This window comes from Candidatus Filomicrobium marinum (assembly GCF_000981545.1).
GTDB lineage: Bacteria > Pseudomonadota > Alphaproteobacteria > Rhizobiales > Hyphomicrobiaceae > Filomicrobium > Filomicrobium insigne.
This window is the reverse complement of sequence record NZ_LN829119.1, coordinates 1645507-1658901: the sequence shown is the minus strand read 5'-3', so window position 1 is coordinate 1658901 and position 13395 is coordinate 1645507. Positions and strand designations below refer to the sequence as shown.

Here is a 13395-nt window from a genome sequence, read left to right as displayed (position 1 = left end):
ACGGTCACTCCGCAACCGCGTCGAACCGCGCTCCCAGCTTCTCTAAAAGACCAATGAACTCCGGGAAACTGGTGGCGATCATGGATGTATCGTCCACCTTGACCGGCTTTTCGGACGCGAAGCCCATGACCAGGAACGCCATTGCGATACGGTGATCGAGATGCGTGGCGACCACCCCGCCCCCTGAAACGCGGTCCGACCCAACCACGATCAAAGCATCTCCTTCAACGCGCGCGTTAACGCCGTTGACTTCAAGGCCCGCCGCAGTTGCCGCCAACCGGTCGCTTTCCTTGACCTTCAACTCGGCCAAGCCTTCCATGACGGTCTCGCCCTCAGCGAAAGCTGCCACCACGGCCAGGATAGGATATTCGTCAATCATAGACGGAGCACGTTCCGGCGGCACCCGAACGCCCTTCAGCGCGGAATGGCGCACACGGATGTCGGCAATCTGTTCGCCACCCTCCTCACGCTTATTCGCGTACGTGAGGTCGGCCCCCATTTCCTGGAGGGTCTTGTAGAAGCCAATGCGTGTATCGTTGATAAGGACGCCTTCGATCGTGACGTCTGATCCCGGCACCAAAACCGCAGCGGCGGCGAGAAAGGCTGCTGAAGAGGGATCAGCTGGCACCGCAACCTCGCGGCCCTGCATCTGCTGACCGCCCGTTACTGAGATCCGCGTTTTCCCGTCGCCCCCGGCCGCTGTTGTAATTTCGGCTCCGAAGAAGCGGAGCATGCGCTCCGTATGGTCGCGGGTCGGTTCGGTCTCTATGACCGTCGTCGTGCCTGTCGCCTGCAAGCCCGCGATTAGAACCGCAGATTTGACTTGCGCGGAGGGAACGGGGAGTTCGTATTCAATCGGTACGAGATCGACGGTACCGCGCAATTTGAGTGGCAGCGTCTCGCGATCCTTGTTCTCGACCTGGAGCCCCATTTGCTTGAGTGGGTTCAGGACGCGGCTCATGGGACGACGGGAAAGAGACTCGTCCCCAATCATTTCGACGCTAACCGCCTGGCCGGCGACGACGCCCATGGCCAAACGTGCTCCAGTTCCCGAATTGCCGAAATCGAGCGGAACATCAGGCTGCTGGAACCCACCGAGCCCGCGGCCCTGCACCTGCCATACGTCCTTTGTCTTAGTTGCAGGCGCGCCCAATGCGCTGACGACCTTGGCCGTGTTGAGCACATCTTCCGACTCGAGCAATCCCGTGATCCGTGTCGTTCCCAGGCTGAGCGCACCGAAGAGCAGCGCACGATGGGAAATCGATTTGTCGCCGGGAACAGTGAGTTGGCCGGACAATGGTCCGGATCGAGTAGACGAAAGCGGCTTCGGAACGTAAGACATCGGCTTGGCACCGGTTATGCTGGGATTGCCGGGATTGGGGACGCAGCAGCCCGGGCTCTATAATCGGGAAGCGCGCAAATCTTGGCGTCTTAGAGCAAGCCGGCCATGCTCATGTCAATCGGCGTTGCTCAGGGATCTTTTTTCACCCCTGAACGCGAACGGATCGCCCTTTTGCGTTCGCATCTATATTAGAGAACTTTCGCTGTCACCGAAGGTTAGTTTTGACAGAGCGACGGTGGTATGGCAGAGGGCACGCTCTTTTTCCAGACGACAAAGGCACAACACCCCATGGCCAAGGACGCGCGCGGGATAAAACGCACCTGCCAGAGCAGCGAATGCGGTTCCCGATTTTATGATCTCAATCGCGATCCGATCGTTTGTCCGATTTGCGGCACGATCTACGAAATCGCGCATGCCCCTCCGGGCGCGGTGATCGACAAAGTCGACGAAGCGTCTGCACGTAAGACCAAGAAGTCCGAGTTCGCCAGCGCCGATGGTGAAGCGGATGAGAAGGACGAGGAGGAAGATCTCGTCGATGTCGAAGCCGACGATGATCTCGCCGATGCCGACGATGATACTTTCCTTGAAGATGAGGAAACCGACGGCGGTGATGTCTCCAATATTATTGGCGGCGCCCACGATGGGGACGAGGACGAAACCTAAGCCTGCGACGTGGCTAGGCGGGGCCAGAAACCACCCAGGGCGAGGCGCGGAAAAACCGCTCTTGCCCTGGAAAGTGCAAGGCATTCAATTTTGGCTTGATGTTTACGTCGGCTCGCCCTATTGAACGCCCTCTAAACGGAGACTCGGTCATCTAGCTCCGTTTGGCTTACTTGTAAGAGTACATTCCCAATACCGGTCGGGGCCGTAGCTCAGTTGGGAGAGCGCTACAATGGCATTGTAGAGGTCAGGGGTTCGATTCCCCTCGGCTCCACCAGATTTGAAATTGCTTAGTCACCCCAAGCCCTTTCCTTTCAGAATGAACGTTCCGGATCGATGAGCAGAGGGCTGGCGCTCGTCGCGCGCACCTCATGCTCAAACATCTGGTGTAATGCTACTTTCAGGCTTGCGATCACGGCGATGGCTTGTGCGATATCGGCGTTACGTTCAGCGATTTTAGCAATCTCAGCCGCTCGCTCGGGTGGAAGTTCCCCGTCAACGTAGGCGTTCAGTTCCTGTCTGACTGGAAGAGCGGCCATCACTGCTTCCACGCTAGCCCCGCGAGCGTGAGCAACGCAGCAGCCAGATAGGCGCCTGCCGCGATCCGAAGAATAGGCCGTCCGATGTGATTACCGGGCAGTTTCAGAATACGACTTCCCTCAAAGGGAGCCACGTCTTTGCATTGGAGACAGAAGTCCGGATGGGTCCCGATTCCAGCAATGAGCGATGGACCGTCCAGGTAGCCTCTTCCTTTACAAACTGAGCACTTTCGCCTTTGAGGGCTCATCGTCAGCTCAACTCCCGGCATTCTCCCGCAGATGCATAGAAGCTCCGCCACCCCATTCGATATATCCTGTTGGATATTACGATGTCCAGAATTTATCCCTAAAACATCGGGATCTCCTATTTAGTCAGATCGCTTTGACGCTATAACGGACCGAGAATATCCGTCTACGTTACTGCGTGAGCCGACTAAGACACCGCATACGCCTTTTGACAGGTCGATTGCGTCTCCCCTTGCGATATAGACTATGCTGCGTTTCCGCGATGTCAGGCTATTTATTGCTGGATAGCTACGAGGAGCCGATGAGCTTCAACATTAAAGTTTTGGCTGCTGTGCTCGGGCTCGCCGGGCTATTTGGATATCTTGTGTTCTTCCATGGCGGGAGTAATCAACTGCCGTCCGGCATCGTCTCCGGAAATGGACGGATCGAAGCTGTCCAGGTCGATATTTCCACGAAAATACCAGGACGCGTGGAAAGCATTCAGGCGCAAGAGGGAGACCTCGTAAAGCCCGGGGATGTCCTCGCAAAGATCGACGACTCACAACTTCAGGCTCAGCTCGCGCGATCGGAAGCTGATATTGCAAGCGCTCAAAGCCAAGTCGCTCAGGCTGAAGCGCAAATCACCCAAGCGAAGGCGCAGCTCCAACTTGCAGAGACGGAGCTCGGCCGCACCAGCCGACTGCTGGAGCAAGGGCATGCAAGCCAGGAGGCCTACGACACGCGCAAAAATACGCGCGACGTTGCGCAAGCCAATCTTACAGCGGCCCAAGCAACGCTCGTCTCCAAACAGCGTGGAGTTGACGCTGCAGTGGCCGTCAAGAAAGAGGTGAAAACGCAGATTGATGACTGCGTCCTCGTCGCGCCAACGCTTGGCCGCGTGCTCTATCGGCTTGCCGAACCAGGGGAAGTTATGGCGGCGGGCGGCAAGGTGCTGACACTTGTAAATCTCGCCGACGTTTACATGGAGATCTTTATTCCGGCGGAGGACGCCTATCGGCTCTCTATCGGTTCGGAGGCCCGTATCATCGTTGATGGCACCGACTTCGCGGTTCCTGCGAAGGTCACCTTCGTATCGCCCGAAGCGCAATTCACACCGAAGCAGGTTGAGACGTCCAGCGAGCGCGAAAAACTCATGTTTCGAGTTAAGGTGCGCATCCCGCCGGAGCTCATCGAAGAGCATATTAATGTCGTGAAAACGGGCATTCGTGGCGTTGCATATGTCCGGCCCGGGATTAATCCGCCGCCGTGGCCCGCTTGGCTTGAAAAGCGCTTTGTGCCCCCCGAACCAAAGGTCAGCGGATCGTAATCATGGACACTGGGCCTGAGCTCGTGGCCCGGGCGCGGGCTTTATCGCACCGTTACAAAAAGACGTTGGCGCTCGATAACATGGATATTGACGTGCCGGCAGGAGCTACCGTGGGTCTTATCGGTCCAGACGGGGTCGGCAAGTCGACGCTGATGGGACTGATTGCCGGCGCGCGGAAATTACAGCTAGGTGATCTGGACGTGCTCAGCGGCAACATGGCTGAGGCTGCCCACCGCAACGCCGTTTGCCCCCGTATTGCGTACATGCCCCAAGGCCTGGGAAAGAACCTTTATGGCGATCTTTCCATTGCGGAGAACCTTCATTTCTTTGGAAGGCTTTTTGACTTGTCGGCGGCAGAGCGCAAAGCACGCATTGACCGGGTCACGCGTGCGACCGGACTGCATCCCTTTCTTGACCGTGCAGCTAGTAAGCTTTCGGGCGGGATGAAACAGAAGCTCGGGCTGTGTTGCGCGCTGATCCATGAGCCCGACTTTCTGATCCTCGATGAGCCAACGACGGGCGTCGACCCCTTGTCGCGCCGTCAATTCTGGGAACTCATTGCTTCCATCAAGGCGGAGCGAACCAGCATGAGTTTGCTGGTTTCGACGGCCTATATGGACGAAGCAGAGGCTTTCGACTGGCTTATTGCCATCAACGATGGGCGCGAGATCGGCTCCGGCACCCCCCAACAGCTCATGGAGAGAACCGGCAGCGATAATTTGGAAGGCGCTTACGTCGGTCTTCTTCCGGAATCGCTTAACCGGGAAACGGGCAAGATCGTCATTCCACCGCGGACTGTGGACGATGGTGAACCGGCAATTCGCGCTGAGGGTCTTACGCGAAAATTTGGCAACTTCGTCGCCGTAGACAACGTGGATTTCACTATTTTCCGTGGTGAGATCTTTGGCTTTCTCGGCTCAAATGGCTGCGGAAAGACCACGACCATGAAAATGCTGACGGGGTTGCTTCCTCCGAGTTCGGGGACGGCCTTCATGTTCGGCGAACCCATGGACGCAAGCAGTCTCAGCATGCGCAAACGCGTGGGGTACATGTCGCAATCGTTCTCGCTCTATGGCGAATTGACCGTGCGCCAGAACCTCGACCTCCATGCTCGGCTTTTTCATCTCGGTACGGAGAAGGCGAACGCACGGATCAGCGACCTCGTTTCCCGCTTCGGCCTGGCCGAGCATATCGACGACTTGGCGGGCGGTCTTCCCCTTGGCCTTCGTCAGCGGCTATCACTTGCGGTTGCTGTGCTCCACGAGCCCGAACTTCTTATTCTCGACGAGCCAACCTCAGGCGTTGACCCGATCGCACGCGACGAATTCTGGAAATTCCTAATTGATCTGTCCCGGAAGGACAATGTCACGATTTTCATCTCCACTCACTTCATGAACGAAGCGATGCGGTGCGATCGCATCTCGCTCATGCATGCGGGCAAAGTCCTTGCTGTGGGTACGCCGCAAGAACTCATCGATATGCGCGGCGCGTCTTCCCTGGAAGATGCATTTATCAGTTACATGGAAGGCGCACTTCGCGAAGGAGCAACGGAGGAAAGCGTGGCTTCCGAGAAGGTGCAAGATACTTCTCTTCCTGTTATTGAGCCTCAAGGCACGGAACAATCAGCATCCCATCATTCACTCAGCCTCGGCCGGCTCTTTGCTTACAGTCTGCGCGAAACTAAGGAGGTTTTGCGCGATCCCGTGCGGCTGGCGTTTGCTTTCATCGGCAGCACCATTCTTCTTTTCATATTCAGCTATGGCATCACGACCGACGTCGATCGCGTGACGTTTGCTGTATTGGACCACGACCGAAGCCCCGAAAGCCGCGCCTACATCGAGGAATTTCGGGGATCGCGCTACTTTCGCGAAGCTAAGCCTTTGCGAAACATTCAGGACCTAGAGGCCCGGCTCACAGGCAACGCCATCTCCCTTGCGCTCGAAATCCCCCCGCAGTTCGGACGCAACCTGAAGCGAGGCAGCCGACCAAAGGTGTCCGCATGGATCGATGGCGCCAATACGATTCGCGCGTCAACAATGTCCGGCTACGTCAGCAGCGTGAATGACCTTTTCATCAAGCAAAGGATCAATGAGACGGGAATGGCCACTGCCGCCTTACCTGCGGAAATTGAGATGCGCTATTTGTACAATCCCACGTTCGAGAGCATTTACGCGATAGCCCCCGCGGTGCCGGCGATGCTGCTCATTCTGTTTCCTGCAATTCTCATGGCCGTTAGCGTGGTGCGAGAGAAAGAGATCGGCACAATCACAAATTTCTATGTGACACCCACATCGCGGCTGGAATTCCTGCTCGGCAAGCAACTTCCCTATATCGGGCTTGCGATGGCGAACTTTCTCATCATGACGTTTGTTGTGATCTTCATCTTCAATGTGCCACTCCACGGCAGCTTTTTCGCTCTAGCCGCCGGCGCGCTCATCTATGCCGCTGCAGCGACTGGCTACGGTTTGCTCATTGCAACATTCACCTCAAGCCAAGTGGCGGCTGTGTTTGCTGCGGCAATCCTCACCATGATGCCGACGATGCAGTTTTCAGGTTTTCTGCAGCCGGTCTCCTCTCTCGAAGGTGGCGCGCGGATCATGGGCACGCTTTGGCCTACCACGTACTACATGCACATGAGTGTCGGCGCCTTCACGAAGGGCCTGGGGTGGCATGAACTTCTGCCGGACATCCTGACACTCACTTTGTTCGTTCCCGTGTTCCTTGCGATCGCGGTCGTCGGCCTCCGCAAGCAGGAGAAGTGACCGCGTGCAGATGCTCTCCAACATTTTCTGGCTTGGGACGAAGGAGATACGCAGTCTTATGCGTGACGTCCTCATGATCGTACTAATCGTGTGGGCGCTTGGCCCGAGCATCATCGAACGGGCGCGCGGCTTTAAAGAGCCCGTCAACAACGCGAGTGTGGCCATCGTCGACGAAGATCACTCCGCACTTTCCCGCAAGTTGCGCAACGCAATCACGCCTCCCTATTTCCAGACGCCGAAGATCATTTCCGCCGCCGAGATCGATAGAGGCATGGACGAGAGCCTCTATACCTTCGTGATTGTCATCCCACCAAGATTTGAGGCCGACATTGCGAAAGGATTGGAGCCTGAACTCCAACTCAACATCGACGCGACCGCTGTTATGCAGGCAGCGACCGGTGCGTCGTATCTCTATGCAATCCTTCTTCAGGAAATTGCGAACTTCGCACAACGCTCCGATGCCGCGAGCATATCAATGATCGACCTTGTGTCTCGGCGGGCATTCAACCCCAACGGTGAGCAGATCTGGTTTCAGTCCGTCGTCGCGCTCCTCGACCAACTCTCGATTCTCACGATCGCACTCGTGGGGGCTGCCCTGTTACGCGAACGAGAACATGGCACCATTGAACACCTGCTCGTCATGCCGCTTACGGCTTTCGAAATCGCAATGGCAAAGGTTCTCGCCAACGGCTTGGTGATCCTGATCGCCTTTGCCATTTCGATGGCCGTTGTTGTCGAGTACATCCTTGGCGTGCCGATCGCTGGCTCTCGCGCGCTGCTTTTGCTCGGGACGACGATCTATCTGTTTTCCGCCGCGGCGATCGGCATATTCCTCGGCACTGTCGCGCGCACCATGGCGCAATTCTCACTCCTGCTGCTGATGACCGTCATGCCGATGATGATGCTGTCAGGCGGCGTGACGCCCATCGAGAGCCAGCCCGAGTGGCTGCAGCCTTTGACGTTGCTTCTACCTTCGCGGCACTACATGGCCTATGCGCAGGCCATCATATTTCGCGGGGCAGGCTTCGAAACAGTCTGGCCTCAGTTTCTGGCCGTCGTCATCTTGGGTTCAGCATTCCTGGGCACCAGCCTCTTGCTGTTCCGACGTTCCATCGCCGCAAGTCGATGAGAATGATCAGTGGACGGGGCTACCTGACGGAGCGGAGAAATAATCGCTAATATGCTCGGTGAAGGCCTGGGCTAGTCGTCTCTGACGCAGGCGCTGAGGCGTAAGAATGACGACCTGCAACGGCTTCGGCGATCCCGTGATTGGCCGCGTGACAATCGCGCAGCCGTCGTAGGTGATAGGCGTTTTCGGCTCCAAATTCAGGATCGACACCCCAAGACCATTTCCGACGAGACTGCGGACCGTTTCGAAGGATCGCGTCCTATGTCGAATATTCGGGCTCAAACCTTTGGCCGTGAAGAGCGAGAGAAAATAGTCACGCGTGTGCGGCAGATCCATCAAAACGAACGGGCGTTCCGACAGAGCTTCCATGGTCACTGTCTTGCGACGCGTCAGCGGGTCGTTCTCTGCCAGAATGGCCATGGCGGGTCGCTGCGCAACGATCGTTGCGTCGAGACCTGACGGCAGATCGAGATCGAATGTCAATGCCAGCTCGACCCTTCCACTCGTCAGAGCTGAGAAAATGTCCTGCTGATCGATGTCCTGAAACAGGATGTCGACGTTGGGATACTTTTCTCCGAAGGATCGTATGAGCTGGCCAAGATAGGTGGCGCCCAAATTGATGAAACAGGCGATCGAAAGTTCGCCTCGCATCTCGACGTTTACGGCGCCGGTGGCCGCCCTGAATTGTTCTACGCGCTCTATGAGCTCCCGTGCGGCGCGCAAAACTTCCGAGCCTTGCGGCGTCAGCATGACGCCCCGTGATGGCCGCCTGACAAGGAGCTGCATGTCCAGGTCAGCTTCAAGCTGGGCTATGGCAGCTGACACACTCGGCTGGGAGATGTTCAGCTTGGTGGCGGCGCTCGTGACGCTGCCGCATTCCGCCGTCGCAACGAAATAGCGAAGGAAGCGAATGGAGACATCCATAGCTTTTTCCTATCCACTAGAACGTAAAACAATATTTACCCAATTGACCACGAACAGGTAGTCTAATTCAAGACTTGTCTTGCTTGTTGCTGTGCACAACTGGCGAGCAATTGACTTATAAATTAGGCGTTACCGCTTTTTTCGAGTTGAACTGAAATCATCTTAAGGAAAAGCTTATGAATAGAATCTCGGTATGCTCGGCAATCGCTGCTGCTTTTTCCTTTATGACTGTAGCTACCGCTCAAGCTGACCCCGCAAAGGTTGATATACTTGTGTCTCCAGCAGGTTCGGGCCCGTATTTGGCCTGGGCGACCATGCAAAATTATGCACCGGACTATTCAAAAGCTATCCAACCGATTGCGGTCGAGACGCCAGGATTCACTTATAACGTCCGCTTTCTTGCGTCCTCTCCCGAGCTTTGGAAGAACACGCTCATCGGTTCCGGCGAAGTGGTCGAATGGGCAGCAGCCAACGGCGTAAAGCCATTTTTTCCAGAACCGCTCAAGGTTGTTGAAGATTTCCGCGTCATTGGCGTCATGAGCCAAAGCACAAACGTGTTCGTCACACTGGACGACAAGATCAAGACGATCGATGACATGGCTGGCAAACGTGTCGCCGTAGGTCTCCTGACGCAAAATGAGTGGGGCATGCATCAGCGGATGCTGCTCGACGCCTGGGGGATCACACCCAAGCTTCGTTCGTTCGATGCCTTGGGGCCGGGCCAGAATATAGATGCGATGCTCGATGGACGTTCCGACATCGGTACGCTCGTCGTGCACTCGAGCTTGAATTTCGGATCAAACCTCGAAGCGGCTCCGTTCAAGACGTTGGAGAGCGCTGGCCGGCCATGGCATTACATCAACATTCCCGCAGAAAAGATTGAGGAATACAATTCTTCAAAGGGAGCTCCGTTCGCCATTCGCAAAGTTCCAGCGAAAACGTTATCGGGCCAGACTGGCGAGTTCACCAGCTTTGGAAACTACACACTCCTGACAGCGCACAAATCGTTTCCCGACGATCTCGCATATGAAATGGCCAAGCTTTGGATTTCTTCCGGTCCGAGCCTCGGCAAATATAGCGCCATCGCCAAAATCTGGGACCCGGAGACGATTTCAATCATGGCTCGGACATCTCCGGAACGCATCCATCCTGGTGCCATGCGGGCATACGTCGAGGCCGGCTTGGTCAAGAAGTGAGACCGAGCTCCCTGGACTTGGATCATCTCTCTTAGAAGTTCTTCGTCATGCGATGCGCCTGTTTGCTCGGGTCTACGCCTATCAGGCGCATCGCGTTCCGCAGAGCCGTTGAAGAGCTTTTTCTTTCACAGTCGTGCCCTTCAGAACGAGGCCTTCACAATGTCGCAATCAGAAAGCCATACCGCAAGGAAAGTGCCGATCGATTTCGCCATTGCCGTGTTCGGATCGGTCTTCGTCCTCTACCAAATGATCACCGTATGGTGGAGCGTCCACGGCGCTATGCAGCACTACATGTCGCATCTCGTCGGCGTGCTGGTTCTGGCTGCTTTTATGATTGCGCGGCGCGGCCTCCATTCTGAGTCAGGACAGATCAACTGGGCCGATGTTCTATCTGGGATCGTCTGCGGGATTTTTGCCGTCAGCGCCGGCAGCTACCTCTATCTCAACGCTGAGATGCTCGAAATCATGCAACCCTTCGTCGGCGCCGTGCCGCTCGTTATGGGAAGCCTGCTGATCGTCGCCGTTCTACTCGCTGCTTGGAGATGGTGGGGTGCCATCATTGCGCTCGTCTGTTTGTTGGCGTCGCTCTATTTCCTGGCTGGTCACCTGTTGCCTAGTCCATTTGGAATTCAGCGCCAGCCGCTTAACGTCGTCATCACGTTCCTGTCCGGTATCGGGGGGCCGCGCGGCGTCCTGACGTACATGCCATTATCCGCAGACATGATCTTTCTTCTGCTGATCTATGGCGGGCTACTTCACGGCACACGTGTCATAGACATGTTCGCTGAAATCGGCACCGCATTCGGCAACCTACTGCGGGGCGGGGTGGCGTTTTCAGCGATCGTGGCGAGCGCGTTGATCGGAATGGTCACGGGGCAGGCGGTAAGTAACATCGCGTTGTCCGGCGTCATGACGATACCGACGATGGCGCGCAACGGCTTCACGAAGGAAGAAGCTGGCTCCGTTGAGGTTCTTGCATCGACCGGCAGTCAGTTGCTGCCCCCCATCATGGGTCTGGGTGCGTTTCTCATGGCGGTGAACCTCGGCGTTTCCTACGTTGATATCGTCATCGCCGGCTTCATTCCCGGGTTGCTTTACATGGCTGCCGTCGCCATCGGCGTCTATGCCATGGTGGGTCAGTGCGAACGACCCAAAACGGATCGGATGGCCGTGAACTGGGACATGGTGTGGTGGACCCTGCCTGCGTTCGCACTCTCATTTCTCACGCTCATTGTCCTGCTCGTCTTGCGCTATTCGCCTGCGCTCGCCGGGTTCTGGGCGTGTGTCATCGTTGTTGGCTTTTCACTACTCCGGCCGAAGCGTTTCCGCCCGAACCTATCCGAGATTTTCTCCGGTGGCCTTACAGGACTGGCAACAGCCGTTCAACTCGCGGTCGTTCTTTCGGCCATCGGCCTCGCGGTCCAATCGTTGAGCACCACGGGGCTCGGCGTTTCGGCGGGCCGCCTCGTTACGCTCTATTCAGATGGCTCTCTATTCCTATCCCTGATGATAGGGATGGTGGTTTGCTTGATCATCGGTATGGGGCTGCCCACACCCGCCGCCTACGCTCTCATCGCGATTGTCGTGGTGCCAGGTCTCATCGATGCCGGCCTGTCGCCGCTGGTTGCGAATATGTATGGATTCTACTTCGCGATCTTTTCCTCTCTCACGCCACCGGTCGCCGTTGGCATACTCGTGGCCGTGAGAATTTCCGGCGGGTCGTTTGCTGGCACGGTCAAAGAGTCGATCAAGCTCGGAGGCATATGTGTGCTCGTGCCCTTCCTCTTTGTGTCCTTGCCGACCATGCTCGATCCCGAACAGATCCGAGCTGAAGCCGTCGTCGCAATTTTCTCTTATCTGGCTGCCACGGCGATGTTGGCCGGCGCGATCTACGGGGATCTCGGATATTCGCTGAGCCGAATCGAACGCGCGATTTTCGTCATCTGTGGACCGGCGCTCTTCCTTGCTTACCTCATCACGCATCTAATGCCGATCGGGCTCGGATGCATCGCAGTCCTCATCTTCTGGATTGCCTATCGCCGCCGCTTGGCCAGCTCCGAACGCACGGCCGTCGAAACAGGCTGACACCTGTAGCATCGCGCGCCTCATTCAATATGGAGACATCAATGAATTCCCACGTCCTCAACGGCAGGTCGGCTACTTCGGTCAAGGTGGCCGCAGCGAACGTGGCTTCCGTCATGTTCGATCCTGAAGCAGGGGTCGCGAAGGCCTGTAAGTTCATCGCGGAAGCAGGATCGCGCGGAGTTGAGCTCCTCGTCTTCCCGGAAAGCTTCATTCCCGGCTTTCCGATCTGGAACGCTTTCCTTCGCCCTATTGATGGCCACGCGCTTTTTCGTCGGTTTGCGGCCTCCTCGCTGGAAGTCGATGGGCCTGCTATCGCCGCCATAGCAGCTTCTGCCGCCAAGCACGGCGTGGCCGTCTCGCTCGGCTTCTCCGAGGTAGCCAACTACAGTGCCGGTTGTTTGTGGAACAGCACGGTCCTGATCAATCGCGACGGCAACATCGTCAACCACCACCGTAAACTCGTGCCTACGTTCTATGAAAAGCTGACCTGGAATCGCGGCGATGGTGCTGGTCTCAAGGTCGTCGATATGGGGTTCGGCAAGGTTGGCGGCTTGATCTGCGGCGAGAACGGCAATCCACTCGCTCGGTATGTGCTGATGGCGCAAGGTGAGCAGATCCATTGCGCCAACTATCCAACCGTTTGGCCGTTCCGTGACGATCCAGCCGCGCCACCGTATGACTTGCGCGAAGCCATTCGCATCCGTGCTGCTGCCCACTGTTTCGAGGCTAAGGTCTACACTATTGTCTCGGCAGGCGTTCTCGATGACGCCACAGTGACAGGGATTTGCGGGGAGGACGGGCAATCCGCCGATCTCCTTCGGCGGTCGTCTCGGCCAGCATCCATGATTGTCACCCCCGCCGGGACATCGCTCGCTGAATCTCGCGACGACGAAGAGGGGCTCGTCGTCGCCGACCTTGACATGTCGCATCTCACGGAGCTCAAGCAACATCACGACATGGCGGGCTACTATAATAGGCTCGATGTCTTTTCTGTTTCCTTGAACCAGACCCGTCAGGCTCCGTTGTTGACAACGCAAGATACGCGGCGACCTCGGGAAACGGCTGAGCCTACGACATCGGAGGATGACTTGATTGTCGGACGATCTGCGCAAGCGTGAGAACGCCGTCTATCCTGCCAATGTTCAAAGATAACAAGACGGCCGGGCTGCAAGATGCAGAATCCGGCCGCTCTCATTCTGTGCCAAT

The 13395-nt window shown here is 56.7% G+C and carries 10 protein-coding genes and 1 tRNA gene; 8 read left to right on the top strand and 3 right to left on the bottom strand.

Annotated elements, in window-relative coordinates; genetic code table 11:
• Positions 1 to 4: 4 nt before the first annotated feature.
• Entirely contained in the window at positions 5 to 1342 is a 1338-nt protein-coding gene (gene aroA / locus YBN1229_RS07930; protein WP_046477896.1) for a 3-phosphoshikimate 1-carboxyvinyltransferase, read from the bottom strand.
• A gap of 240 nt (positions 1343 to 1582) precedes the next feature.
• Between aroA and YBN1229_RS07925 the strand changes: the two genes are divergently transcribed.
• Both YBN1229_RS07925 and YBN1229_RS07920 read left to right on the top strand, forming a co-directional pair.
• Entirely contained in the window at positions 1583 to 2005 is a 423-nt protein-coding gene (locus YBN1229_RS07925; RefSeq protein WP_244465041.1) for a TIGR02300 family protein, read from the top strand.
• A gap of 198 nt (positions 2006 to 2203) precedes the next feature.
• Positions 2204 to 2279: transfer RNA gene (locus YBN1229_RS07920), tRNA-Ala, on the top strand.
• A 37-nt stretch (positions 2280 to 2316) separates the two neighbouring features.
• Here YBN1229_RS07920 and YBN1229_RS07915 read toward each other — a convergent pair.
• Positions 2317 to 2541, bottom strand: coding sequence for a hypothetical protein (locus YBN1229_RS07915; protein WP_046477895.1), 225 nt, complete (start codon positions 2539 to 2541; stop codon positions 2317 to 2319).
• A gap of 547 nt (positions 2542 to 3088) precedes the next feature.
• Between YBN1229_RS07915 and YBN1229_RS07910 the strand changes: the two genes are divergently transcribed.
• From YBN1229_RS07910 to YBN1229_RS07900, 3 genes are read left to right on the top strand one after another with little or no spacing between them, the layout of a single operon-like run.
• Positions 3089 to 4093 carry an HlyD family secretion protein gene (locus YBN1229_RS07910; protein ID WP_046480136.1) on the top strand — a complete coding sequence of 335 codons (1005 nt, stop codon included), beginning with the start codon at positions 3089 to 3091 and terminating at the stop codon, positions 4091 to 4093.
• A gap of 2 nt (positions 4094 to 4095) precedes the next feature.
• Positions 4096 to 6855, top strand: coding sequence for a ribosome-associated ATPase/putative transporter RbbA (rbbA, locus tag YBN1229_RS07905; RefSeq protein ID WP_046477894.1), 2760 nt, complete (start codon positions 4096 to 4098; stop codon positions 6853 to 6855).
• Positions 6856 to 6865: 10 nt separating this feature from the next.
• On the top strand, positions 6866 to 7984 hold the full coding sequence (locus YBN1229_RS07900) for an ABC transporter permease (RefSeq protein WP_244465062.1): 1119 nt from the start codon (positions 6866 to 6868) through the stop codon (positions 7982 to 7984).
• Between the two features lie 6 nt (positions 7985 to 7990).
• Here the strand turns inward: YBN1229_RS07900 and YBN1229_RS07895 are convergent, their stop codons facing one another.
• Entirely contained in the window at positions 7991 to 8908 is a 918-nt protein-coding gene (locus YBN1229_RS07895) for a LysR family transcriptional regulator (protein WP_046477892.1), read from the bottom strand.
• A gap of 176 nt (positions 8909 to 9084) precedes the next feature.
• On the opposite strand from YBN1229_RS07895, the gene YBN1229_RS07890 reads away from it, so the two are divergent.
• From YBN1229_RS07890 to YBN1229_RS07880, 3 genes are all read left to right on the top strand, one after another.
• Positions 9085 to 10104 carry a TAXI family TRAP transporter solute-binding subunit gene (locus YBN1229_RS07890; RefSeq protein ID WP_046477891.1) on the top strand — a complete coding sequence of 340 codons (1020 nt, stop codon included), beginning with the start codon at positions 9085 to 9087 and terminating at the stop codon, positions 10102 to 10104.
• A 159-nt stretch (positions 10105 to 10263) separates the two neighbouring features.
• On the top strand, positions 10264 to 12189 hold the full coding sequence (locus tag YBN1229_RS07885; protein WP_046477890.1) for a TRAP transporter permease: 1926 nt from the start codon (positions 10264 to 10266) through the stop codon (positions 12187 to 12189).
• A gap of 41 nt (positions 12190 to 12230) precedes the next feature.
• Positions 12231 to 13307: a carbon-nitrogen hydrolase family protein gene (locus YBN1229_RS07880; protein ID WP_076605297.1), complete on the top strand. Its 1077-nt coding sequence runs from the start codon at positions 12231 to 12233 to the stop codon at positions 13305 to 13307.
• Positions 13308 to 13395: the final 88 nt, after the last annotated feature.